This is a genomic window from Tessaracoccus oleiagri, from assembly GCF_900103275.1.
Taxonomy (GTDB): Bacteria; Actinomycetota; Actinomycetes; order Propionibacteriales; family Propionibacteriaceae; genus Arachnia; species Arachnia oleiagri.
The window spans coordinates 84289-109455 of sequence record NZ_FNGP01000002.1 but is presented as its reverse complement, the minus strand read 5'-3'; the positions used below and the strand labels follow the sequence as shown (position 1 = coordinate 109455).

Sequence of the window (25167 nt, the reverse complement as noted above, 5' to 3'; positions counted from 1 at the left end):
GCGTTATGACTGCGACGATGCCCAGCCATTCGCTCTTCCCCCGCCTCGAGCCGCTCCTCGCGCAGGTGTCGAAGCCGATCCAGTACGTCGGGGGTGAGCTGAACTCCGTCGTGAAGGACTGGGACGCCGTCGACGTGCGCTGGTGCCTCGGCTATCCGGACGCCTACGAGGTCGGCCAGCCCAACCAGGGCGTGGCGATCCTCTACGAGATCCTCAACGAACGCGACTGGATCCTCGCCGAGCGGACCTACGCCGTCTGGCCGGACCTCGAGCAGCTGCTGCGCGAGCACGACGTGCCGCAGTTCACCCTCGACGCGCACCGCCCCGTCGGCGACTTCGACCTGCTGGGCCTCAGCTTCTCCACCGAGCTCGGCTACACGAACCTGCTGAACATCCTCGACCTGTCGGGGATCCCGATCCACGCCACCGACCGCGGCGAGGACGACCCCGTCGTGGTGGCCGGCGGCCACGCCGCGTTCAACCCGGAGCCGATCGCCGACTTCATCGACGTGGCCGTGCTGGGCGACGGTGAGGAGGCGACGCTGCTGATCTCGGAGATCGTCCGCGAGTGGAAGCTCGAAGGGCGCCCGGGCGGTAGGGAGGGGCTGCTCGAGCGGCTCGCCGCCACGGGTGCGTTCTACGTGCCCGCGTTCTACGACGTCGACTACCTCGACGACGGCCGGATCCAGCGCGTCGCGCCCAACCGCGCCGCCGCGCCCTTCCAGGTGCGCAAGCACACGCTCCTCGACCTCGACCAGTGGCCGTACCCGAAGAAGCCGATCGTCCCCCTCGCCGAGACGGTGCACGAGCGCTACTCGGTGGAGATCTTCCGCGGCTGCACCCGCGGCTGCCGGTTCTGCCAGGCGGGCATGATCACGCGGCCGGTGCGGGAGCGCAACATCCAGACCATCGGCCAGATGGTCGCCGGCGGCCTCGAGGCCACGGGCCTGGAGGAGATCGGGCTGCTGAGCCTGTCGTCGGCGGACCACTCCGAGATCGCCGAGGTCACCAAGCAGCTCGCGGACCGCTACGAGGGCACCAACGTCTCCCTCTCGCTGCCGAGCACCCGCGTCGACGCCTTCAACATCGACCTCGCCAACGAGTTGTCCCGCAACGGCCGGCGCTCCGGCCTGACGTTTGCGCCCGAGGGCGGCAGCGAGCGCATGCGCAAGGTCATCAACAAGATGGTGACCGAGGACGACCTGATCAACACCGTCGCTGCCGCGTTCAGCAGCGGCTGGCGCCAGGTGAAGCTCTATTTCATGTGCGGCCTGCCCACCGAGACCGACGAGGACGTACTCGCCATCGCGGACCTCGCCGCCCGCGTGATCGAGACCGGTCGTGCCGCGTCGGGCACCCGCGACATCCGCTGCACGGTCTCGATCGGCGGTTTCGTGCCGAAGCCGCACACCCCGTTCCAGTGGGCGGCCCAGGCCAGCGCGGAGACTATCGACCACCGCCTGCAGTTGCTGCGCGACACGATCCGTCAGAACCGCAACTACGGCAAGGCCATCGGCCTTCGCTACCACGACGGGAAGCCCGGCATCGTCGAGGGCCTGCTCAGCAGGGGCGACCGCCGCGTCGGCCGCGTGATCGAGCGGGTCTGGCGCGAGGGCGGCAAGTTCGACGGCTGGAGCGAGCACTTCAGCTACGAGCGGTGGGTGACGTGCGCGGAGGAGGAGCTGGCGCGCTTCGGCGTCGACCTCGACTGGTACACCACCCGCGAGCGCGACTACGAGGAGGTCCTGCCCTGGGACCACCTCGACGCGGGCCTCGACCGGGACTGGCTATGGGAGGACTGGCAGGACGCCCTCGACGAGCGCGAGGTGGAGGACTGCCGCTGGACGCCGTGCTTCGACTGCGGGGTCTGCCCGCAGATGGGGACCGACATCCAGATCGGTCCCACCGGCCAGACGCTGATCCCCCTCAGCGTGGTCAAGCGCGACCTGAGCGCTTAGCATCCTGATTGCCGTCGTCTAGACCACGGCAACCAGGATGTGAACCGTCAGCCGAGCAGCCGCTCGACTCTGCGCGCCTCGATGCCGAACGCCTCGCCCACCGGCTCGGAGTACAGGGCGCCTTCGTGCGTCGCCATCCCGAGGGCCAGCTCCGGCCGCTTCCGCATCGCCTCGCGCCAACCCTTGTCGGCCAGGAGCAAGCAGTAGGGCATCGTCGCGTTGGTGAGGGCCCTCGTCGACGTGACGGGCACGGACCCCGGCATGTTGGTGACGCAGTAGAACACCGAGTCGTGGACCTTGAAGATCGGGTCCGCATGCGTGGTGGGGCGTGAGTCCTCGAAGCAGCCGCCCTGGTCGATGGCCACGTCGACGAGGACGGACCCGGGCTTCATCCCGGCGACCATCTCGTTGGTCACCAGCGTGGGGGCCTTGGCGCCGGCGATGAGCGCCGCGCCGATGACCAGGTCGGCGTTCTCGACGAAGGTCTTGATCCCGTAGGGGGTCGAGTACTCGGTGCGGATGGTGCCGCCGGTGATCTCCTCGATGTAGCGCATCCGCCCGACGTTGATGTCGAACACCGTCACGTTTGCGCCCATCCCGCGAGCGACGCGCGCGGCGCACAGGCCGACGACGCCGCCGCCGAGCACGGCCACCTCGCCTGTGATCACGCCGGTGGCGCCGCCCAGCAGGACGCCTGCCCCGCCGTTGTACTTCAACAGCGCATGGGCCCCGACCTGCGTCGAGAGGCGCCCCGCGATCTCCGACATGGGTGCGAGCAGGGGGAGTGCGCCGCCCTCGAGCTCGACGGTCTCGTAGGCGATGGCGGTGACCTTGCGACGCAGCAGTTCCTCGGTCAAGCGGCGGTCCGCGGCGAGGTGGAGGTACGTGAACAGCATCGTCCCCTCGCGCAGGAGCTCGTACTCGTCGGGGACGGGTTCCTTGACCTTCAGCACCAGCTCGGCGGCACCCCACACGTCGGCCGCGGAGTCGACGATCGTGGCACCCACTCCGGCGTACTGCTCGTCGCTGATCCCGGAGCCGACGCCGGCGCCGCTCTGGATGAGCACCTCGTGGCCGCGGTCCGCCAAGGCGTGCACGCCGGCCTGCGTGATCGCGACGCGGTACTCGTTGTTCTTCACCTCGGTGGGGACACCCACGCGCATGTTCAATTCTCCTTCGAGCTCACCCGGTCAGCGCTGAGCGGGGTGGAGAAACTCTAGGGCAACGCGAGGCCCACGTGTGCGGTGGCGGCGGATCAGGCCGGGGGGAGTTGGTCCTCGATGACGCGCGGCTGCGACGCGTACCAGCCGGTGAGCGTGAAGGGCGCCGTGAGCACGATCATGAACATCAGCGAGAGCGTCCAGCCGCCCGACCAGCCGTTGAGCGTGCCGAAGAGGATCGGGCAGAGGGTCGCCAACGTGTAACCCACCGCCTGCGTGAATCCGCTGAGCGCCGCGGTCGACGAGGGGGTGAGGGCCCTCGTCGCGAAGAGCGCGAGGATCATGGGGAACGACGAGGTGCCCAGCGCCAGCAGCACGCTCCACAACCACGGCGCCGACATCGGCGCGACCAGCAGCCCGATCCAGCCGAGCAGCAGAGTCGCCATCATGGCGAGGAAGATGCCGGTGGGCTTCGGCGTGCGGGCGACGTACGCCGGGATGATGAACGCCAGCGGGATGCCGATGCCGGTGGCGATGCCCAGCATGAACCCCGCATTGATCTCGCTCATCCCGTACGAGCGGAAGATCGTGGGGAGCCACCCGAAGACGGTGTAGGAGGAGCCGGCCTGCAGACCGAACATGACCGCGAGCGCCCAACCCAGCTTGGTGCGCGCCACCGCCGCCACGGAGTGGGCGACGTGAGCCTTGCCGCCCCTGCGCTCCCGGTACTTCAGCATGGGAGCCCAGGTCAACAGTGAGGCCAGCGCGACGATGGCCCACGCCACCATCGCGCCCCGCCAACCGCCGGTGGCGTGCGCCAACGGCACCGTCACCGAGCTCGACAGCGTGACGCCGATCGAGATGGCCAGCGAGTAGAGGGCGGTGCCGAGGCCGACCTTGTTGGGGTAGTGCAGGCGCACCATCGGCGGGATGAGCACGTTGCCGAGCGCCATGCCGGCGAGTGCCAGCGCCGTGAGCAGGAAGAACGCCACGGGGCTCTCGACGAACGCGCGCGCCCACTGCCCGGCCACCAGCGCGACGAAGGCGACCCCGATCGCCACGTGGGCACCGACCTGCTTGCCGATCCACGGCGCCAGTGCCCCGAACACCGCGAAGCAGAGGGTGGGCAGCGACGTGAGGAAGCCGCTCCAGCCCGGCGTCAGGCCGAGGTCCGCGGAGATCTCGGCGAGGACCGGTCCCACCGACACCGCCACCGGGCGGAGGTTGAACGCCAGCACGACGATCGCCACCATCGGCATGAACCGCATGAATCCCGAGCGCTCAATCACGCGGACACTCTAGGCCCCCGGACGTAGGCTGAGCCCATGACCGACCAGCAGCCGAGCAACCCGGCCCTCGACGCCCTCGCCGCCAGCGGCCTCGACTACCGCATCGTCCGCCACGGGCGCGTCAACTCGTTGGAGGAGGCCGCGAAGGCCCGCGGCGTGGAACCCGGCCGCATCGTGAAGTCGATGGTGGTCAAGACGGGGGACACCTACGGCCTCGTCCTCGTGCCCGGTCTACGGAAGATCTCCTGGCCCAAGTTCCGGGCGGCGCTCGGCGTCAACAAGGCAGCGATGCCCCAGGCCGACGAGGCGCGCGAGCTCACCGGGTTCGAACGCGGCACGATCACCCCCTTCGGCACGAAGACCAAGCTGCCGGTGATCGCCGACTCCCACATCGGGCCCGGCGAGGTGTCCATCGGCGCGGGTGAGCACGGCGTCACCGCGCTGCTCGACGCGCAGGCCATGTTCGACTACCTGGGCGCCCGCGTGATCGACGTCACCGACGAGGAGTAGGCCACTAGACTCCCGTGTCGTGACGACCCGGAAGCAACCGCCACAGCAGCCGCCGCCCGTGCAGAAGCTGCGCCTGCGTTACGCCAAGCGGGGAGCCGCGCGCTTCACGTCGCACCGCGACTTCGGCCGCGCGCTCGAACGGGCGCTGCGCCGCGCCGACGTGCCGATGGCCTACTCCTCGGGATTCAACCCCCACCCGCGCATCTCGTACGCCAACGCCGCGCCGACGTCGGCGGCGTCGGAGGCGGAGTACGTGGAGCTCGGGCTCGCCGAGCGCTGCGACCCGGAGAAGCTCGCGCAGGCGCTGAACGAGTCGCTCCCCACCGGCTTCCTCATCCTCGACGCGGCCGAGGCCCTCCCGGAGGCGCTCGGCGACCTGCTCCAGGCCTCCGACTGGGAGATCGCGCTCGCCGGCGCCGAGCCGGGCGTCCTGGCCGACGCCGTGAGCCGGTTCCTCGCCGAGGAGGCCTTCGAGGTGGAGCGGATGACGAAGAACGGGCTGCGCACCTTCGACGCGCGCGGCGCGGTCCTCGCGGCCGAGGTGCCCGACGACAGCACCATCCGCCTCCGTATCGAGCACGGGGTGCCGCTCGTGCGCCCCGACGACGTGGTCACCGCACTGCGCAGCCTCGAGCCGCGGCTGCCGAAACTGGCGCTGCTGACCAGGCTCTCCCAAGGCCCGCTCCGGGCCGGCTCCATCGGCGACCCGCTCCGCACCGTCTGAGCGCTGGGCCGGGACTCGCCGGTGTGGAAGTTCGCCAGCGCTTTGGGCCTTGTGCGACAATGGGCCAAGGTCTAGGCGCCGCCGGCGCCACCTGGGAAGCCTCTGAGCTGCACCGCGACTCATTAGCCCGCGACTGTTCGAGCCCCCCGGTTGACCGTGAGTCTTGGTGCACAGCTTGTTGTGCCTGTCCGCGCTACGCGCGTAAGGAGTCTGTCTATGACCGATTCAGTCGAACCCCAATCCACCACCCCCGCGCCCCGTCGGCGCCGCGCCGCCGGGCGCCCTGCCGGCCCGCCGGCCGAGGTGCAGGTCGAGACCCCCGCGGTTCAGACACACATCGCGGTCGCGGACGCCCCCACCGAGGTGCGGACCCCCGCCGAGCCGCGCCCCACCCGTCGGCGCGCCACCCGCCGCACGGCACCCGCCGCCGCCGAGGAAGCCGTCGTCGTCATCGGCGGCGAGCCCCTGCACAAGGATGAGCCCGCGGCACCGACCCCGAACTTTGAAGTGGCGGAGGCGCCGTCCGAGGCGCCCGCTCCGGAACCGGAGGCCGCCCCGGCACGCCGCTCACGTCGCCGCAAGGCCGAGCCCGTCGTCGACGAGGCACCCGCGGCACCCGCGGAGCAGCCCAAGGCGCCGGAGGCCGACCTCACCGCAGTGATCGCCGAGGCCTTCGAGGCCGCACGGCCCGAGGAGGAGCGGCCCGGCCGTCGCCGGCGCGGCGCCGCCAAGGTCCCCGAGGCCGAGGAGCGGCCGGCCCGCGGCCGTCGACGTCGCCCGGCTCCTGCGGAGGACGCGGCCGTGGTGGAAGAGACGAGCGAGACCACCGACGCCGACGACGACCTCGGTATCGAGGCCGCCATCGCCGAGGCCGAGCGCCAGGCAGCCGCCCGGCGCGCGGCGCTCGGCAGCCCGTTCATGTCCGACGAGGACCGTGCTCAGCAGCTCGCCGCACTCGCCGGCGCCATCGCGGGCGGCGTCGACGACGACGACCTCGAGGACGAGGACGACGAGGACGAGACCGACGAGGAGGAGACCGCCGAGGACACGGACCAGGCGGACGAGGCCGAGGCCGCCGACGACGAGTCGGAGACCGACGAGGCCGCCGCCGACGACGAGCGGGGCACGCGCCGCCGCCGTCGCAGGGGTGGCCGCCGCCGCCGTCGCGGAGGAAGCGCGGACGCCGACAACGGCGTCGACACCGACTCCGAGGAGACGGGCGAGCCCACCGATTCCGACTCGGAGACCACCGCCGAGGGCACGGACGCCGAGGACGAGGGCGGCGACGCCTCCGTCACCTCGCGCCGTCGCCGTCGTCGCCGCCGCCGCTCCGGCGCCGGGGACGACACCGACTCCGTCGACGACGAGGTCACCGGCATCGAGGGCTCCACCCGCATGGAGGCCAAGCGTCAGCGTCGCAAGGAATCCCGCGCCGCCGGCCGCCGCCGCGCCCCGATCCTCAGCGAGGCGGAGTTCCTCGCCCGCCGGGAATCGGTCGACCGCAAGATGATCATCCGCCAGGGCGAGGAGTACACGCAGCTCGCGGTGCTCGAGGACAACATCCTCGTCGAGCACTACGTCGACCGCGCGTCGGCCACCTCCCTGATCGGCAACATCTACCTGGGCCGCATCCAGAACGTGCTGCCCTCGATGGAGGCCGCATTCATCGACATCGGCCGCGGCCGCAACGCCGTGCTCTACGCCGGCGAGGTCGACTGGGACTCCTTCGGCGTCACGGGCGAGAACCGCAAGGTCGAGAACGTCCTGAAGTCCGGGCAGACCATCGTGGTCCAGGTCACCAAGGACCCTGTGGGCCAGAAGGGCGCCCGCCTCACGCACCACATCTCGCTGCCGGGTCGCTACATCGTCTACTCGCCGGGCGGCCACCTGTCCGGCATCTCCCGCAAGCTTCCCGACGCCGAGCGCGCCCGCCTGCGCGACATCCTGAGCACGCTGATCTCGGACAACGAGTCCGTCATCGTCCGCACCGCCGCAGAGGGTGCCTCGGAGGAGGACCTCGTCCGCGACGTCAACCGGCTCAAGGCGCAGTGGGAGATCATCGAGAAGCGCGCGAAGCAGGGCGGCGCCCCGCATGCCCTCTACACCGAGCCCGACCTGACGCTGCGCATCGTGCGCGACCTGTTCACCGAGGACTTCGGTGAGATCGTGATCCAGGGCGACGGCAGCCAGGAGGACGCCCACGAGGCGATCCACGCCTACGTCGGCCACGTGGCGCCGTCGCTCACCGAGCGCGTCCGCCGCTACGAGCCCACCGACGACGGCCGCGACATCTTCTCGCAGTACCGCATCGACGAGCAGATCGCCAAGGCGCTCGACCGGAAGGTGTTCCTCCCGTCGGGCGGCTCCCTGGTCATCGACCGGACCGAGGCCATGACGGTCATCGACGTGAACACCGGCCGCTTCACCGGCTCCGGCGGCAACCTGGAGGCGACGGTCACGTCGAACAACCTCGAGGCCGCGGAGGAGATCGTCCGGCAGCTGCGCCTGCGCGACATCGGCGGCATCATCGTGATCGACTTCATCGACATGGTGCTCCCGTCCAACCGGGAACTGCTGCTGCGTCGCCTCGTCGAGTGCCTCGGCCGCGACCGGACCCGTCACCAGGTGGCGGAGGTCACCAGCCTCGGCCTCGTGCAGCTCACACGCAAGAAGATCGGGACGGGCCTCGCCGAGGCGTTCACCGAGGAGTGCGAGCACTGCCACGGCCAGGGTTATGTGAAGTACGACGAGCCCGTCGACTCGCAGGCCCCTGCCGACGGTGGCGAGCGGCGCGGCGGCGGGCGGCGGCGTCGCAAGAGCTGAGCCACAGGGCGACATCGACGGGCCGGGAATTTTTTGCAGATTCCCGGCCCGTTGCGTTACATTAGTGCGGTTGTCTTTTCAGGCGACAACCCAAGTTCTAACCGAGGAGATTCCGATGGCTGCCGTGTGTGACATCTGCGCCAAGGGTCCCGGCTTCGGGCACAACGTGCCCTGGTCCAAGAAGAAGACCAACCGCCGCTGGAACCCGAACATCCAGCGCGTTCGCGCCACGATCAAGGGCGCACCCCAGCGCGTCAACGTGTGCACTTCCTGCCTCAAGGCGGGCAAGGTCTCGCGCTAACGCGTTCGATCTGAAACTCAGGCGGTCCGTCAGGGCCGCCTGTTTCTTTTCCCCCGATAGGCTGGCAGGCATGTTCCACACCCCGATCTACCGCGATCTCAGCCGCAGCCTTCGCGACGTCGTCGGGGACAAGACCGCCACCCAGTTCGCCCGGCTCGGCGTCAACACCGTCGACGACCTCGTGCGGCACGTGCCCCGCCGCTACATCGCGGGCAGCCAGATGACCTCCTTCGAGACCCTCGTGCCGGGGGAGGAGGTCGCCGTGGTGGCGAGGGTGGAGAGGACCGACGTCAAGTTCGGGGCCCGCACCCGCGTCGAGACCATCCTGAGCGACGGCACCAACGAGAAGCTCCGCGTCACCCTGTTCGTCCCGCCCAAGAAGGACAGGATCAAGGACTACTGGGCCGGGCTCCTCAAGCCAGGGGTGCGGGGCATCTTCATCGGGAAGGTGGGCGAGTTCAACGACCAGCTCCAGCTCACGCACCCCGACTTCGTCATCCTCGACGGGGCACGCATCACCGCCAAGAAGGACTCCGACAGGGCCCAGAAGCAGGCCGCCATCCAGCGCGTCACCCAGCGGGCGACGATGATCGGCCTGTACCCGGCCACCGGCAAGCTGCCCACCTGGGTCATCGCCGACACGATCTCCATGGTCCTGCCCACGATCCACGGCGACACGCTGCCCGACTGGGTGGTCCGCGAGGCGCAGGTGCCGCCGCTGGAGGAGGCGCTCCGCGAGGTGCACGAGCCGGTCAGCCTCGACCACGCCGAGCGGGGCATCGAGCGGCTCCGCTTCGACGAGGCGTTCGGCATCCAGCTCGCCATGGCGCACCGGAGGGCGACACTCGCCTCGGAGACCGCCACCCCGCGGCCCAGGCGGGCCGGCGGCATCCTCGACGCACTCGACGCGCGGCTGCCGTTCGAGCTCACCGACGGCCAGAAGCTCATCGGCGACACCATCTTCGAGGAACTGGCCGGCGCCCAGCCGATGCACCGGCTCCTGCAGGGCGAGGTCGGCTCCGGCAAGACCGTCGTGGCGCTGCGGGCCATGCTCGCCGTCGTGGACGCCGGGGGCCAGGCGGTGCTCGTCGCGCCGACGGAGGTCCTGGCGAAGCAGCACTACCAGTCGATCACCGCGATGCTGGGCGACCTGGGCCAGGGCGGCATGCTCGGCACCCATCCCGACGCGACGTCCGTCGCCCTGCTGACCGGTTCGCTCTCGACGGCCGAGCGGCGAGAGGCGCTCAACCGGATCGTGACGGGGGAGGCGGGCATCGTCATCGGCACGCACGCCCTGTTCTCGGACCCGGTGGAGTTCTTCGATCTCGGCCTGGTCATCATCGACGAGCAGCACCGCTTCGGCGTCGACCAGCGGGCGGCGCTGAACGCCAAGGCGGCCAACAAGCCGCACATGCTGGTGATGACCGCAACGCCCATCCCCAGGTCGATCGCGATGACGATCTTCGGGGACCTCACCGTGTCCGAACTCCGCGACCGGCCCCGCGGGCGGGCGGAGGTGCAGACGGTGTTCGTCAACACCTACACGCACCCGGCGTGGGTGGAGCGCGCCTGGGAGCGGATCCGCGAGGAGGTCGCGGCCGGGCGCCAGGCCTTCATCGTCTGCCCGGCGATCAGCCCCGACGAGAAGACGGTCGAGGGGGAGCGCCGCCCCACCGCGGTCACCGAGCTGGCGAACCGTCTGGCCGCGGGGCCGCTCAAGGGCCTCAACCTCGGCATCGTGCACGGCAAGCAGCCCAGCGACGAGCGCGACCGCGAGATGGCCGCGTTCGTGGCTGGGAAGACCGACGTGCTCGTCGCCACCACCGTGATCGAGGTGGGCGTCGACGTGCCCAACGCCTCGGTGATGGTGGTGATGGACGCGGACCGGTTCGGCATCTCCCAGCTGCACCAGCTGCGCGGCCGCATCGGACGGGGCGCCCACCCGGGTCTCTGCCTGCTGATGGCGCCGCTGACGGGCGAGGAGCCGACGGCGATCCAGCGGCTCGACGCGGTGGCCGGCTCCACCGACGGGTTCCAGCTCGCGGAAATCGACCTGGCGATCCGTCGCGAGGGCGACGTCCTCGGCGCCGGGCAGTCGGGCGGCTCGTCGCTGAAGATCCTACGACTCGCCGACGTCGACCTCATCGAGCACGCCAAGGGCCTCGCCGAGCGGGTCATGCGCGACGAGCGCGCCGGCGACGACCCGCTGCTGGCCGACCTGATCGCCAAGGCCGAGCGCGTCGCCGCCGGGGAATGGTTGGAGAAGGGATGAGCCGCATCATCGCCGGTGCCGCCAAGGGCCGTCGCATCGAGACGCCCAAGGGCGACCGCACCAGGCCGACCACCGACCGGGTCCGGGAGGCGCTGTTCTCCGCACTGGCCAGCTGGTTCGGCACCGCCGAGCAGCCCGCGGCCGAGCACTTCGACGGGGTCGCGGTCCTCGACCTCTACGCCGGCTCCGGGGCGATCGCGCTCGAGTCCGCCAGCAGGGGGGCGAGGCGCGTCGTCGGCGTGGAGGGGGACGCCCCGACGGCCCGACTCATCCGAGGCAACGCGAGTACTACCCGGCTGCCGGTGGAGGTCGTCGCCGCCAAGCTGCCGGGCGCACTGCTCCAGGTGACGGGGCGGTTCGACCTGGTGTTCCTGGACCCCCCGTACGACGTGGGCGAGGAGCAGGTCGAGCGGGTGCTGGAGGAACTCATCGCGGGGGAGAAGCTGCAGCCGAAGGCGCTCGTCGTTGTGGAGCGCTCGAAGCGCAGCGAGGAGCCGCGCTGGCCCGCCGCGTTCACGGAAACCTGGTCCCGCCGCTACGGTGAGACGACGCTCTACTTCGGGGCGACCGAGTGAGGAACAACATGCTTGCTTTGTGCGCCGGGTCGTTCGACCCGATCACGCTGGGACACGTCGACATCATCGAGCGCGCGCACGCGCTGTTCGGACAGGTCCTCGTCGCGGTCGGCACCAACTCCACTAAGGAGTACCTGTTCGACTACGAGCAGCGGATGGAGCTCGTCCGCGGCGCGCTGGGCCACCTTCCGGGTCTCAAGGTCGAGCCGCTGTCCGGCCTCCTCGTCGACTTCGCCCGTGAGCACGGGGCGACGATGATCGTGAAGGGTCTCCGGTTCGCGTCCGACTTCGACTTCGAGCTGCAGCAGGCGCACATGAACCAGTCGTTGACCGGCATCGAGACCGTCTACCTGCCCGCCTCGAAGGGGTACGTCACCCTGTCGTCGACGATCATCCGTCAGGTCTCCAAGCTGGGCGGGGACGTCTCCGGCTACGTGCCCGCGAACGTGCTCGAGGCCATCACCGCGAGGCGCGGGAGGTAGCCGCCGTACTAGGGTGTTGGCCATGCAGGACGTCGAAGCAGGCATCATCTACCGGGGCTGGGTACCCGAATCGCACCACAGGGCCAGGATCGCGGTCACCGCTCCCGACGGGACGGTCCGGCTCGAGCTCGGACGGCCCGACTTCCCGACCCTGCCCCGCTCCGCACTGAAGCCGTTCCAGGCCATCGCGATGGTCGAGCACGGCCTCGACATCGACGGGGCCGAGCTGGCGCTCGCCGCCGCCTCCCACCTCGGCGAACCGATCCACACGGAGGCGGTGGAGCGCATCCTCGCCGGGGCCGGGCTCGGCGTCGGGGACCTGGTCAACACGCCCGACTTCCCGCTCGACGAGGCGGCCCGCGTCGCCTGGATCCGCTCCGGCCGCGACAAGGAGTCGCTCGCGCAGAACTGCTCCGGCAAGCACGCCGCCATGATGCGCACGTGCCGCATCGCCGGCTGGCCCGTCGAGACCTACAGGGACCCGCAGCACCCGCTCCAGCGCGCCATCCGCGAGGTCATCAACGACTACTGCGGCGTCGTGAACGAGCCCGTGACCGACGGGTGCTCAGCCCCCGCCTTCGCGTCGACGCTGCGCGGTCTCGCCCGGGGCTTCGGCCGCTGGGCTGCCGCCGACCACGGCGCCGCGAAGAGGGTCGCCGACGCCTACCGGCAGTTCCCGGAGTACGTCTCGGGCACCGCCGACGCCACCGTGCCGCTCATCCGCTCCGTCCCCGGCCTCGTCGCCAAGGTGGGCGCGGAGGGCATCATCGCCGCCGGCCTCCCCGACGGCACCGGGGTCGCGGTGAAGATGTCCGACGGCATGGGTCGCGGCCGGTTCGACGTGGCCCTCGCCGTCCTGGGTGCGCTGGGCCACACCGTCGAGGGGATCAAGCCGGAGATCGTCGTCAGCCCGGAGCTCCTCGAGGCGCTGGAGCCGCTGCGCTGAACCGAATCCCCGAGCCGCCAGCGTTCGCCACGCCCACCAGCGCTACATGGCTGGTGCACGTGGCGAACGCTGGCGGCTTTGAAGGGGGGCCACCGCCGAAGCTCTCGGCGCGGGAACCTGGGACGGCGCCGGCCCACGATTTTGGGAAGTCAAGCGGGGGGCCGTATAGTTGGCGGTCGGTCAACTACGAGGTCATGCTCGGCTAAGGAGTTGGGAAACTGCCATGAAGCCTGAACATCGCCATTCGGATCGCCGCTCACCGTACGTCTTCGACGTGCACGAGGTGGGTCGACGCGCCGGGTCGATGAAGGAGTTCGATGTCACGCTCCCCGCCCCCGCCGATCTGGTGTCGGGGTTGATCGGAGTGCCGGAAGACTCCGACGTCCAGCTTCACCTGAGGCTGGAAGCCGTTGTCGAAGGCGTCCTGGCAACGGGCACCGCTGACGTCGAACTCAGCGGCCAGTGCTCTCGTTGCCTGACGGACATCGACGGTGAGGACACCTTCGATTTCCAGGAGCTGTACTTCTACCCCGGTCACGAGGTGGAGGAGGACGACAAGCTCATCGTCGACGAGACGGTGGACGTCGAGGAACCGCTCCGTGGCGCCGTGGTGCTCGACCTTCCGTTCACGCCCCTGTGCCGTGAGGATTGTCTGGGACTGTGCCCCGAATGCGGGGTCAACCTCAACGACGATCCGACTCACGACCACGCTGACGCGGTGGATCCCCGGTGGGAGAAGCTCGCAGGGCTGTCGGAAGACACCCAGAACAAGATTTAGACCAAGGAGAAGATCGTGGCCGTTCCGAAGCGGAAGATGTCGCGCAGCAACACCCGTTCGCGTCGTTCGCAGTGGAAGACGTCCGTCGTCCCCACCGTCATCTGCGTGAACCCCGCGTGCCGTGAGCCCCACCTGCAGCACACCGCGTGCCCGTCGTGCGGCCAGTACGGCCCCCGCGGCAGCCGTCGCCAGGTCGTCGAGGCCTGAGCCGACTGCAGGACACATTCACCGAGCTGGGCGTCGAGGTCGACGCCCAGCTCTTTGAGTTGTCCCTGACCCACCGCAGCTACGCGTACGAGGCCGGTGGGATCCCCAGCAACGAGCGCCTCGAGTTCCTCGGTGACGCGGTGCTGCAGATCGTCGTGACCGACCACATCTACCGCAGCCACCCCGACCTCGCCGAGGGCGAGATGGCGAAGCTGCGCTCGTCGGTCGTCTCCTCGGTGGCGCTCGCGGAGGTCGCCCGCAGGCTCGACGTCGGGCCCCTGATCAAGCTCGGCAAGGGTGAGATCGCCACCGGCGGCAAGGACAAGCGCTCCATCCTCGCGGACACGATGGAGGCCATCATCGGCTGCCTCTACCTGTCGGGCGGCATGCCCGCCGCGTCCGCGTTCATCCACGACGTGTTCGACCCCCTCATCGCCGCTGCGGCCGAGCGTGGCGACTACGCCGACTACAAGACCACGCTGCAGGAACGGTGCGCCGCGCGCGGCTGGGAGGCCCCGCGCTACGTGATCACCTTCGAGGGTCCCGAGCACGACCGGATGTTCACGGCCGAGGTCGTCGTCGACGGTCGCGTCCTCGGCACAGGCACCGGCCCGAGCAAGCGCAGGGCCGAACAGATCGCCGCCGCCGCCGCGGTGGCGGAGTTGGGCGATGCCTGAGCTGCCCGAGGTGGAGGTCGTCCGCGAGGGCCTCCGGCGGCACGCGGTCGGGCGCACCATCGACGCGGTCACCGTCCTGCACCCCCGGCCGGTGCGCCAGCATCCCGGCGGCCCCGAGGCCTTCGTCGCCGACCTCCGCGGCCGCAGCATCGACGACGCGCGCCGCCGCGGCAAGTACCTCTGGCTCGCGCTCGGCCCGGACGCGCTGCTGATCCACCTCGGCATGAGCGGCCAGTTCCGCGTCGCTCGCGCCGACGACGAACTCCCGCGCAACACCCGCGCGCTGTTCGACCTCTCCGACGGCACCCAGCTCCGCTTCGTCGACCAGCGCATGTTCGGCGGCCTCGAACTGCGCCGCGACGCCGCCGCCGACCCCGTCCCGCACATCGCCCCGGATCCGTTCAGCGCCGACTTCCGCCTCCACGACGTCGCACGCGCGATCCGCTCCCGCCGCACGACGATCAAGCGCGCCCTCCTGGACCAGGGACTCGTCTCCGGCATCGGCAACATCTACGCCGACGAGGCGCTCTGGCGCGCCCGCCTCCATTTCGACACCCCGACCCCGCTGCTGGGCCCCCGACAGGCAACGGCCGTCCTGCGCGCCGCCACCGACGTGATGTACGAAGCGCTCGCCGCCGGCGGCACGTCGTTCGATACGCTCTACGTCAACGTGAACGGCGAGTCGGGCTACTTCGAACGTGGTCTGAACGCCTACGGTCGGGAGGGGCTGCCCTGCGCTCGTTGTGGGACCGCCATCCGCCGTAGCCCGTTCATGAACCGCTCCAGTTTCTACTGCCCGAGATGTCAGAAGGTCCGACGATGAGGAAGCTCTACCAGCGACACCGGCGTTCGCTGGGGCAACTCGTGAAGTTCGGCATCGTCGGCGGCTCCGGCGTGGTGGTCAACATGGTGGTGAACGTCGTCATGAACAAGCTCAACGGCGGTTCGGCCAACGCCCAGGAGATCCTCTGGTCGATCCCCGGCACCGACTGGAACATCCGGTTCACGATGCTGGCCTGGTTCGTGCCGTTCCTCGTCGCCAACGTCTGGAACTTCCAGCTCAACCGGTGGTGGACCTTCCAGTCCAGCAGGCACGCCGGCTGGTGGAAGGAGTTCTGGCCGTTCCTCGCCGTCGGCTCCGTGGCGATGCTCGTCGGCGCGCTGCTCAAGCTGCTGATGACTAACCCCTCGAGCCCGTTCTACCTCCCGGAGCCGTACTTCCACGAGGCGCGCGGCCTCAGCTCGCGCGAGTACTGGGCGCAGCTCATCGCGATCTTCCTGACGCTGCCGATCAACTTCGTCGTCAACAAGCTCTGGACGTTCCGAGCGGTGCGGCACCACGATCCGGCGCCGCCCACGACGGTGGCGGGCTGACCTGCCATGTACCTCAAGCGACTTACGCTGCGGGGCTTCAAGTCCTTCGCCTCCGCGACCACGATGGTGTTCGAGCCCGGAATCACCTGCGTCGTGGGACCGAACGGCTCCGGCAAGTCGAACGTCGTCGACGCCCTGAGCTGGGTGATGGGCGAGCAGGGCGCCAAGACGCTGCGCGGCGGCAAGATGGAGGACGTCATCTTCGCCGGCACGACGAAGCGGGCCCCGCTCGGGCGCGCCGAGGTGGAGCTCACGATCGACAACTCCGACGGCGCCCTGCCGATCGAGTACTCCGAGGTGACGATCACCCGCACGATGTTCCGCTCCGGCGGTTCCGAGTACCAGATCAACGGCGCCCAGGCCCGGCTGCTGGACGTGCAGGAACTGCTCAGCGACTCCGGCATCGGCCGCGAGATGCACGTCATCGTCGGTCAGGGGCAGCTCGACGCGATCCTGCAGGCCACCCCGGAGTCCCGCCGCGGATTCATCGAGGAGGCGGCCGGCGTCCTCAAGCACCGCAAGCGCAAGGAGAAGGCGCTGCGCAAGCTCGAGGCCACCAAGGCCAACCTCGAGCGGCTCACCGACCTCGTCGGCGAACTCGCCCGCCAGCTCAAGCCGCTCGGCCGCCAGGCGCAGGCCGCGCGCAAGGCCGCGGTCATCCAGGCCGAGCTGCGCGACGCCAAGGCCCGGCTCCTCGCCGATGACCTCGCCGCGGCCCGACGGGCCCTGGAGGAGGACCTCGCCGACGAGCGCGCGATGGCCGAGGCGAAGACCCGCGCCGAGCAGGCGGTGCGCGCGGCAGCCGCCGCGGAGGAGGAGGCCGAGCAGGCGCTGCGCGACGCGTCGGCGCGCTTCGACCGCGCCCAGGAGCACTGGTACGGGCTCGCGGCGCTGCGCGAGCGCGTCAACTCGACGATGTCCATCGCCGCGGAGCGCTCCCGCATGGGCGCGGACCAGCCGCAGCTCGACGTCGGCGGGAGGGACCCTGAGGCCCTCGAGAAGGAGGCCGCGGAGGTCCGCGAACGGGAGGCGAGGTTGCGCGCCGACGTCGAGGCCGCCCACGAGGAGCTCACCGAGGCGACCCTGCGGCGCAACGGGGCGGAGAAGCAGCACGCGGAGGCGGAGGCCGCCTACTCCGCGGCACTCCGGGCCGTCGCCGACCGGCGCGAGGGGCTCGCGCGCCTCACCGGCAAGGTCAACTCCATGAAGTCCCGCCTGGACGCCTCCCAGGAGGAGGTGGCCCGGCTCACCCGCCGCCGCGACGAGGCGCTCGCCCGCGCCGAGGAGGCCGCCCGCCACTACAACGCGACCGAGGGGTCGCTCGCAGGGCTGGGCGCCGACGAGTCGGACCTGGACGCCACCTACGAGGCCGCGCTGGCGAGGCTCGACGAGGCCAAGGCCGCGGTGGAGGCCGCGAAGACGCGCGAGACCGAGTTGCAGCGCGAGCGCGCCGCGCTCGAGGCGCGGGTCGGGGCCCTGCGGTTGATGACCGAGCGGAAGGACGGCTCCGCGTCGCTGCTGGAGTCCGGCCGCGACGACATCCTCGGCCGCCTGAGCGACTTCCTGACCGTCGAGCCGGGCTGGGAGGCGGCGATCGCCGCCGCGCTCGGCGCCGCGGCGGAGGCCGTCGTCGTCTCGGAGCTCGACGGCGCCGCACGCTCACTGGACCACCTCGCCGAGGCCGATCTGGGCCGCGCGCCCCTCGTCGTGGCCGGCGCGCACGCGCCAGACCCGGCCGCGCACCCCGGGAGGGCGGCCCACGCGGCCGTCACCACGAAGGACGGTGTCGGGCCGGCCGTGCAGTGGCTCCTGCGCGACGTGGTGCTCGCCGAGGACGGCGACGAGGCCGCCCGGCTCGTCCACGGCAGCCACCTCACCGCCGTCACCCGCGCCGGCGACGTCTACCGCGCCTGGCTCGTCGAGGGCGGCTCCACGTCGGCGCCGTCGCTCATCGAGGTCTCCGCACAACTGGCCGAGGCCGAGGAGGAGCTCGACGCCCTGGGCCACGCCCTCGACCGGCTCCGGTTCGAGCGGGAGCAACTGGCGGAGTCGCTGCAGGCGGCGCGGGCCGACGAGCAGGACGCCCTCGCCCAACTGCACGCCTCCGACGCGCAGCTCGCCGCCGTCGCGGACCAGCTGAGCGCCTACCGACAGACCCAGGCCGGCGCCGCGAAGGAGGCCGAGCGCCTCGCCGAGGCCATCGAGCAGGCGCGCGAGTCGCGGGTGCGCGACGAGCAGTCGCTGCAGGAGCTCGAGGCGCGCCTCGCGGCGGCCTCCGACGACGGCGACGAGCAGGAACCGGACCCCGAGGAGCGCGACCGGCTCGCCGTCGAGGCACGGCTGGCCCGGCAGAAGGAGATGGACGCCCGGCTGAAGCTGCGCACCGCCGAGGAGCAGGTCAAGGCCGTCGCGGGGCGGGCCGAGTCGCTGCTGCGCGCCGCGCAGCACGAACGGCAGTCGCGGGCCAAGGCCCGGGCCCGGGCCGAGCAGCTGCGCCGAGAGGCGGAGGTGGCGCAGGTCGTCCACGACGCGTCGCAGGAGCTCGCCCGGCTCGTCGAGCTCGCCCGGCAGAAGGCCACCGCCGAACGCGACCGCGCCGACGAGGACCGGCGCGAGGCGGAGGCCGCCACCACCCGTTCGCGGCACGCCACCAAGGCCGCCAGCGCCCACCTGGACGAGGTCGTCCGCGGGGCACACCGCGACGAGATGGCGCGGATCGAGCACCGCATGCGCATCGAGCAGCTCACCGAGAAGGCACTCTCCGAGCTCGGCCTCGAGCCCGACACGCTGGTCGCCGAATACGGCCCCGACCTCCCGGTGCCGGTGCTGACCCGCGACGACGGCACGGCCCTCACCGAGGACGACGAGCAGCCCGAACCCGTCCCATACGTGCGCGCCGAGCAGGAGAAGCGGCTGCGCGCCGCCGAACGCAATCTGTCGCTGTTGGGGCGAGTCAACCCGCTCGCGCTCGAGGAGTTCGACGCGATGACGGCCCGCCACCAGTTCCTGGCCGAGCAGCTCGAGGACCTCAAGCAGACCCGCGCGGACCTCGTCGACATCGTCAAGCAGGTCGACGCGAAGGTCCAGCAGGTGTTCGAGGAGGCCTACGTCGACGTCGAGAAGGCATTCAACGAGGTCTTCGCCCGCCTCTTCCCGGGCGGCGAGGGCAAGCTGGTGCTCACGGAGCCGGGGGACTGGCTGAACACGGGCGTCGACGTCGAGGCCCGGCCCGCGGGCAAGCAGGTCAAGCGGCTATCCCTGCTGTCCGGCGGCGAGCGGTCGCTGGTGGCGGTGGCGTTCCTCTTCGCCCTGTTCATCGCCCGCCCCAGCCCGTTCTACATCCTCGACGAGGTGGAGGCCGCGCTCGACGACGCCAACCTCGGCCGACTGCTGAGCATCTACGAGGAACTCCGCGAGAACTCCCAGCTGCTGGTGATCACGCACCAGAAGCGCACCATGGAGATCGCCGACTCCCTCTACGGCGTCACGATGCGCGGCGACGGCATCTCGACCGTGATCAGCCAGCGCCTGCACGCCGACTGAGCCGCGCAATCGCCGGGATCGGTGGGCCCGTGACGGGCCACCGGTAGGATGCGGCTCGTGGACCAATGGATTTTCTGGACAGTCGTAGCGCTCGTCGGCCTGGCGATCGTCGCCGCGAGCATCGTCGTCGCCCGTGACCGCCGCCGGCAGGAACTCGAGCGAGGCCGCGAGGAGGCCGAGCTCGAGGCGCCCACTGACGAGGAGGGCGCCCCGGCGGGGGAGGCCCCGGTCATCGAGGACCGCCGACCAGAACCGGCCCCCGTGCCGGAGGAGCCGCTGCCGGAGCCCGAGCCCGAGGTCCTCGAACCCGCGGTCGAGCAGCCGGAGGCGCCGCGCTCCCGGATGGCGCGGCTGCGACGTCGCCTGGCCAGCTCCAACAACGCCTTGGCCCGCGCGCTCGCGGACCTCCTGTCCGTGGACCAGCTCGACGAGGACACCTGGGACGACTTCGAGGCCACGCTCATCGCCTCCGACCTGGGCGTCGGGCCCACCACCGAGCTCACCGAGGCGCTGCGCCGCGACTTCGCCGTCGACGGCGTCTCGGACCCTGCGCAGGCGAAGGGCATCCTCCGCGACGAGCTGGTGCGGCTCGTCGACCCCACGCTCGACCGCACGCTCAACCTCGAGAAGGACGGCGACAACCCGGCCGTCGTGCTCGTCGTCGGCGTCAACGGCACCGGCAAGACCACGACGGTCGGCAAGCTGGCACGGGTGCTCGTCGCCGAGGGCAAGACGGTCATGCTCGGCGCCGCCGACACCTTCCGCGCGGCCGCCGCCGAGCAGCTCGCCACCTGGGGAGAGCGGGTCGGCGTCGAGACCGTCCGCAGCCATGAGGGCGCCGACCCCGCATCCGTCGCCTTCGACGCGGTCGCCAAGGGCGCCGAGGCGGGCGTGGACGTGGTCATCATCGACACCGCCGGACGCCTCCACACGAAGACCGGCCTGATGGACGAGCTCGGCAAGGTCAAGCGCGTCGTCGAGAAGAAGGCGAAGGTCTCGGAGGTGCTGCTCGTGCTCGACGCCACCACCGGCCAGAACGGCATGACCCAGGCCCGCATCTTCGGAGAGGTCGTGGACGTCACAGGTGTGGTCCTCACCAAGCTCGACGGCTCGGCCAAGGGCGGCATCGTCGTCCAGGTCCAGCGCGAACTGGGTGTGCCCGTGAAACTCATCGGCCTCGGCGAGGGCGTCGACGACCTCGCTCCCTTCGACACCCACGGCTTCGTCGCCGGCATCCTGGGGGAGTGACTCGTGAGTGACGTCGAGGTGTCGAACAACGCGGACCGGAAGCGCTACGAGGCATACCTCGACGGCGAGCTCGCCGGCTACGCCGAGTACATGCTGAGCAACGAACTCATCACGTTCACCCACACCGAGGTTGGCCCCGAGTTCGAGGGCAGGGGCGTGGGGTCCGCGCTCGTTCGCGGGGCGCTCGACGACGTCCGCGCGGCGGGGGAGCGCAAGGTGCTGCCGCTGTGCCCGTTCGTGAAGGGCTGGATGGCGAAGCACCGCGACTACCAGGACCTCGGGTACCGCTGATCCCACGCGTGGCCCCGCCGGGACCGGACTGGGTATCCTTGGCCGGGTAATTCATCTGCGAAGGGCAATTCCTAGTGTTTGACACGCTGCAAGACCGGCTCGCCTCCGTCTTCAAGGGCCTGCGCTCCAAGGGGCGTCTCACCGAGGCCGACGTCGACTCGTCCATGCGCGAGATCCGGATCGCGCTGCTGGAGGCGGACGTCAACCTCGGCGTGGTCAAGGAGTTCATCGCCGCCGTCAAGGAACGCCTGGTCGGCCTCGAGATCTCCAAGGCGCTCAACCCGACGCAGCAGATCGTCAAGATCGTCAACGAGGAGCTCATCGCCATCCTCGGCGGGGAGACGCGGCGCATCCGGTTCGCGAAGCAGCCGCCCACCGTCATCATGCTCGCCGGCCTCCAGGGCGCGGGCAAGACGACGCTCGCCGGCAAGCTGGGCCGCTGGCTCCGGTCGCAGAACTACTCGCCGCTGCTCGTCGCCGCGGACCTCCAGCGTCCCAACGCCGTCAACCAGCTGCAGATCGTCGGCGAGCGCGCGGGCGTGCACGTGTTCGCGCCCGAGCCCGGCAACGGCGTCGGCGACCCGATCCAGGTCGCGCGCGACTCCATCACGCACGCCCGCAACAAGCTCTACGACGTGGTCATCGTCGACACCGCCGGTCGCCTCGGCATCGACGAGGAGTTGATGCGCCAGGCCGCGGACATCAAGGCCGCGGTGAACCCGCACGAGACGCTGTTCATCGTCGACGCCATGATCGGCCAGGACGCCGTCAACACCGCCAAGGCGTTCGACGAGGGCGTGGGCGTCGACGGCGTGGTCCTCACCAAGCTCGACGGTGACGCCCGCGGCGGCGCGGCGCTCTCCATCGCCCGAGTGCTCGGCAAGCCGATCATGTTCGCCTCCAACGGCGAGAAGCTCGAGGACTTCGACCTCTTCCACCCGGACCGGATGGCCAGCCGCATCCTCGGCATGGGCGACGTGCTCACGCTCATCGAGCAGGCAGAGAAGACCTTCGACGCCGAGCAGTCCCGCGAGGCGGCCGAGAAGCTGCTCGGGGGGAAGAACAAGTTCGGCCTGAACGACTTCCTCGGCCAGATGCGCCAGCTGCGCAAGATGGGCCCGCTGTCGAAGATCATCGGCATGCTGCCGGGCGCCGGCCAGTTCAAGGACGCGATCAACGAGATCGACGAGCGCGAGATCGACCGCATCGAGGCGATCATCTGCTCGATGACCCCGAAGGAGCGCGACGACGTCTCCATCCTCAACGGCTCGCGCCGCGCCCGGATCGCGAAGGGCGCCGGGGTCGAGGTCTCCGCGGTCAACAACCTCGTCAACCGGTTCGTCGACGCCCGCAAGATGATGGAGTCGATGGCCGGCGGCGGCATGCCGGGGATGCCCGGGATGCCGGGGATGCCCGGCATGGGCGGGCGTCGCCAGCACGCGAAGGCCGCGGCGAAGAAGAAGGCCAAGGGCCGCAAGGGCGTCTCCGGCAACCCGGCGAAGCGGGCCGAGCAGGAGCGGATGAGGGCGCTGGGGCTCGACCGCAAGCCCGCGGCCGAGGCCATGCCGCAGTCGATGGACGACTTCGAGCTGCCCCCCGAGCTGCAGAAGATGTTCGACCAGCAGAACAAGCTCTGACCGCGCCCCCTGGGGTGCGGCGCGATCGATAGGGTGAGGGCCATGGAGCAGTTGCACGTCCGCGCCACCATCCTCCCCGGGGACCGTCCCGTCGACTTCTGGATCGCCGACGGGCGCGTCACGTTCACGCCCGTCGAGGGGGCCCGCACGCTCGTCGACGGCGTCTGGGCCATGCCCGGCCTCGTCGACGCCCACTGCCACATCGGCCTCGGGGTCGAGGGGGAGGTCGACCGTGCCACCGCCCAGGAACAGGCCCGGGCGGACCTCGCCGCCGGCGTCATGCTGGTCCGCGACGCCGGGTCGCCGTCGGACACCCGGTTCGTCCAGGAGGACCCCGGGATGCCCCGTCTGATCCGGGCCGGCCGCCACATCGCACGGACCCGGCGCTACATCCGCTACCTGGCTCACGAGATCGAGCCGGAGCAGCTCGTCGAGCAGGTGCGGCACGAGGCACGCGACGGTGACGGCTGGGTCAAGCTGATCGGCGACTGGATCGACCGCGGCGTCGGCGACCTGGCCCCCAGCTTCCCGGCCGACGTCGTCGCCCGCGCCATCGCCGTCGCCCACGACGAGGGCGCCCGCGTCACGGCGCACTGCTTCGGCGAGCAGTCCGTCGCCGAGATCGTCCGCGCCGGCGTCGACTGCATCGAGCACGGCACCGGCCTCGACGAGGAGACCATCGCGCTCATGGCCGAGCGGGAGGTGGCGCTCGTCCCCACGCTCATCAACCTCGACAACTTCCCGGACTACGCGGCGCAGGGCGAGGCGAAGTTCCCCGACTACGCCGACCACATGCGGGCGCTGCACGAGCGTCGCCACCTCACCATCCAGAAGGCCATCGAGGCGGGCGTGCCGGTCTACGCGGGCACCGACGCGGGCACCGTCGTGGCGCACGGCCGCATCGTCGACGAGATCGACGCGCTTGCGGACCTCGGGGGAGCGGAGTTCGCTCTCGGCGCCGCCGCGTGGCGCGCCCGTGACTGGCTGCGCGCCGACAACCTCACCGAGGGCGCGAGCGCCGACCTGCTGCTGCTCGACGCCGACCCCCGCAACGACCTCTCCACCCTGCGACGACCCACCCACCGCATCCTGCGCGGCCGAGTCCTGTAAGGAACCATGTCCGAACCCCAAGACCCCAAGCCGAGCTCGTTCCCCCAGAGCACCCACGAGGTGGGCGCACCCCCGCAGACCGGCCGCTCCGGTCCGACGCCGCAGTGGCAGCAACCCGCGCCGCCGGCCTCCCGCCCGGGCTACGCGCCCGCGCCCCCCAAACCGCGGAGCGGCTTCGGGCGCGGCTTCGGCACGGGGATGGGCTTCGCGCTCGGGCTGGGCGCCGTGATGGTGGTCGGGAGCATCGTCGCCTTCCTCATGGCGCTCGCGTCGCTGGCGACCATGAGCGTCAGCACACCGGCGGGGGTGGCGGCCACCGAGGTCGCCACCATCTGGGGCGACCCGGACGCCGAGGGCTCGCTGCGGGCCATCGACATCGCCGGCGCCATCATGGCCGACTCCAGCGACGGCGCACTACTTGGTTCCGGCACGTACGGCTACGAGGTGGCCTCCACCATCGACTCGCTGACCACGGACGACAGCGCCGGGCTCGTGCTGCTGGTCAACACCCCCGGCGGCTCCATCCCCGGTTCCAAGGCCATCGCCGACGCGGTGACCCGCTACCAGGAGCGCACCGGTCAGCCGGTGCTGGTGCACGTCGCCTCCATGTCCGCGTCCGGCGGCGTCTACGCCACCGCGACCGCCGACGAGATCCTCGCGGACCACGGAGCACTCGTGGGCTCCATCGGCGTGCTCTCCGGGCCGTTCCAGCAGTACACGAACGTGACCGCCATCGGCAGCACCATCCTCACCGCCGGCATCGAGGCCGAGTCCATCACCCAGGAGTACCTCTCCGCCGGTAAGGGCAAGGACTTCGGCAACCCCTTCCGCGCCATGACCGAGGAGGAGCGCACCCGCTGGCTGGAGATGCTCGACTACGAGTACGGTCAGTTCGTGAGCCACGTCGCGGAACACCGCGGCATCGACGAGGCCACCATCCGCGACGAGATGGGCGCCGGCATGTTCGCCAACAACAAGTCGCTCGAGTACGGACTGATCGACGGCGTGATGGGCCGCGACGAGTTCTTCCGGCACGCCGCGGAGACGGCAGGCCTCGACCCCGACGACACGCGTGTCGACGCGTTCACCTACCCGCAGTCGTTCTGGTCCGGCCTGCTCGGCATCGAGCGGATCTACGGGGAGAGCCCGGTCGCCGCGCAGGGCTCCGGGGTCACCCCGTCGCTCAGCCAGGCCATCTGTGGCCCGACGAGCGTGCTCGCCTACCACGGCCCCTTGACGGCGGTCTGCGGCTGACCCGGCCC

General features: G+C 70.8%; 22 protein-coding genes. 20 read left to right on the top strand and 2 right to left on the bottom strand.

The window, feature by feature from the left end; genetic code table 11:
* Window positions 1–17: 17 nt before the first annotated feature.
* A complete protein-coding gene (locus BLR46_RS05540; RefSeq protein WP_093250725.1) occupies window positions 18–1958 on the top strand; it encodes a TIGR03960 family B12-binding radical SAM protein in 1941 nt (646 codons plus the stop codon).
* Window positions 1959–2005: 47 nt separating this feature from the next.
* On the opposite strand, the gene ald is transcribed toward BLR46_RS05540, so the two are convergent.
* Window positions 2006–3121, bottom strand: coding sequence for an alanine dehydrogenase (gene ald / locus BLR46_RS05535; protein WP_093249779.1), 1116 nt, complete (start codon window positions 3119–3121; stop codon window positions 2006–2008).
* A gap of 92 nt (window positions 3122–3213) precedes the next feature.
* A complete protein-coding gene (locus BLR46_RS05530; RefSeq protein WP_093249777.1) occupies window positions 3214–4407 on the bottom strand; it encodes an MFS transporter in 1194 nt (397 codons plus the stop codon).
* Window positions 4408–4443: 36 nt separating this feature from the next.
* On the opposite strand from BLR46_RS05530, the gene BLR46_RS05525 reads away from it, so the two are divergent.
* The 19 genes from BLR46_RS05525 to BLR46_RS05435 all read left to right on the top strand — a co-directional run bounded on the left by BLR46_RS05525 (window position 4444) and on the right by BLR46_RS05435 (window position 25159).
* Window positions 4444–4917 carry an aminoacyl-tRNA deacylase gene (locus tag BLR46_RS05525; RefSeq protein ID WP_093249774.1) on the top strand — a complete coding sequence of 158 codons (474 nt, stop codon included), beginning with the start codon at window positions 4444–4446 and terminating at the stop codon, window positions 4915–4917.
* A gap of 19 nt (window positions 4918–4936) precedes the next feature.
* Entirely contained in the window at window positions 4937–5641 is a 705-nt protein-coding gene (locus BLR46_RS05520; protein ID WP_093249771.1) for a TIGR03936 family radical SAM-associated protein, read from the top strand.
* A 216-nt stretch (window positions 5642–5857) separates the two neighbouring features.
* Window positions 5858–8464 (top strand): Rne/Rng family ribonuclease, encoded by a 2607-nt coding sequence (locus BLR46_RS05515; RefSeq protein ID WP_093249769.1) that lies wholly within the window; start codon window positions 5858–5860, stop codon window positions 8462–8464.
* 115 nt (window positions 8465–8579) lie between these two features.
* Window positions 8580–8765 (top strand): 50S ribosomal protein L28, encoded by a 186-nt coding sequence (rpmB, locus tag BLR46_RS05510; protein WP_093249766.1) that lies wholly within the window; start codon window positions 8580–8582, stop codon window positions 8763–8765.
* 70 nt (window positions 8766–8835) lie between these two features.
* A complete protein-coding gene (locus BLR46_RS05505; RefSeq protein ID WP_093249764.1) occupies window positions 8836–11037 on the top strand; it encodes an ATP-dependent DNA helicase RecG in 2202 nt (733 codons plus the stop codon).
* The gene (gene rsmD, locus BLR46_RS05500) at window positions 11034–11612 is read left to right on the top strand and encodes a 16S rRNA (guanine(966)-N(2))-methyltransferase RsmD (protein ID WP_093249760.1); all 579 of its coding nucleotides are present in this window, start codon (window positions 11034–11036) and stop codon (window positions 11610–11612) included. The genes BLR46_RS05505 and rsmD overlap by 4 nt, the downstream gene beginning before the upstream one ends.
* 8 nt (window positions 11613–11620) lie before the next feature.
* On the top strand, window positions 11621–12094 hold the full coding sequence (gene coaD, locus BLR46_RS05495) for a pantetheine-phosphate adenylyltransferase (protein ID WP_093249758.1): 474 nt from the start codon (window positions 11621–11623) through the stop codon (window positions 12092–12094).
* 22 nt (window positions 12095–12116) lie between these two features.
* Window positions 12117–13040 (top strand): asparaginase, encoded by a 924-nt coding sequence (locus BLR46_RS05490; RefSeq protein ID WP_093249755.1) that lies wholly within the window; start codon window positions 12117–12119, stop codon window positions 13038–13040.
* Window positions 13041–13263: 223 nt separating this feature from the next.
* The gene (locus BLR46_RS05485) at window positions 13264–13818 is read left to right on the top strand and encodes a YceD family protein (RefSeq protein ID WP_093249753.1); all 555 of its coding nucleotides are present in this window, start codon (window positions 13264–13266) and stop codon (window positions 13816–13818) included.
* A 15-nt stretch (window positions 13819–13833) separates the two neighbouring features.
* Window positions 13834–14025, top strand: coding sequence for a 50S ribosomal protein L32 (rpmF, locus tag BLR46_RS05480; RefSeq protein ID WP_093249751.1), 192 nt, complete (start codon window positions 13834–13836; stop codon window positions 14023–14025).
* Window positions 13965–14702, top strand: coding sequence for a ribonuclease III (gene rnc, locus BLR46_RS05475; protein ID WP_342689725.1), 738 nt, complete (start codon window positions 13965–13967; stop codon window positions 14700–14702). The genes rpmF and rnc overlap by 61 nt, the downstream gene beginning before the upstream one ends.
* A complete protein-coding gene (gene mutM / locus BLR46_RS05470) occupies window positions 14695–15525 on the top strand; it encodes a bifunctional DNA-formamidopyrimidine glycosylase/DNA-(apurinic or apyrimidinic site) lyase (RefSeq protein WP_093249748.1) in 831 nt (276 codons plus the stop codon). Before rnc ends, mutM begins: the two co-directional genes overlap by 8 nt.
* Entirely contained in the window at window positions 15522–16076 is a 555-nt protein-coding gene (locus tag BLR46_RS05465; RefSeq protein WP_245701539.1) for a GtrA family protein, read from the top strand. The genes mutM and BLR46_RS05465 overlap by 4 nt, the downstream gene beginning before the upstream one ends.
* Window positions 16077–16082: 6 nt before the next feature.
* Entirely contained in the window at window positions 16083–19619 is a 3537-nt protein-coding gene (gene smc, locus BLR46_RS05460) for a chromosome segregation protein SMC (protein WP_093249744.1), read from the top strand.
* A 57-nt stretch (window positions 19620–19676) separates the two neighbouring features.
* Window positions 19677–20867: a signal recognition particle-docking protein FtsY gene (ftsY, locus tag BLR46_RS05455; RefSeq protein WP_245701537.1), complete on the top strand. Its 1191-nt coding sequence runs from the start codon at window positions 19677–19679 to the stop codon at window positions 20865–20867.
* A 3-nt stretch (window positions 20868–20870) separates the two neighbouring features.
* Window positions 20871–21158 carry a GNAT family N-acetyltransferase gene (locus BLR46_RS05450; RefSeq protein WP_093249739.1) on the top strand — a complete coding sequence of 96 codons (288 nt, stop codon included), beginning with the start codon at window positions 20871–20873 and terminating at the stop codon, window positions 21156–21158.
* Window positions 21159–21232: 74 nt separating this feature from the next.
* On the top strand, window positions 21233–22795 hold the full coding sequence (gene ffh / locus BLR46_RS05445; RefSeq protein WP_093249737.1) for a signal recognition particle protein: 1563 nt from the start codon (window positions 21233–21235) through the stop codon (window positions 22793–22795).
* A gap of 42 nt (window positions 22796–22837) precedes the next feature.
* Window positions 22838–23905 (top strand): amidohydrolase family protein, encoded by a 1068-nt coding sequence (locus tag BLR46_RS05440; protein WP_093249733.1) that lies wholly within the window; start codon window positions 22838–22840, stop codon window positions 23903–23905.
* 6 nt (window positions 23906–23911) lie between these two features.
* Window positions 23912–25159: a S49 family peptidase gene (locus tag BLR46_RS05435; protein WP_093249731.1), complete on the top strand. Its 1248-nt coding sequence runs from the start codon at window positions 23912–23914 to the stop codon at window positions 25157–25159.
* The last annotated feature ends 8 nt before the right edge of the window (window positions 25160–25167 follow it).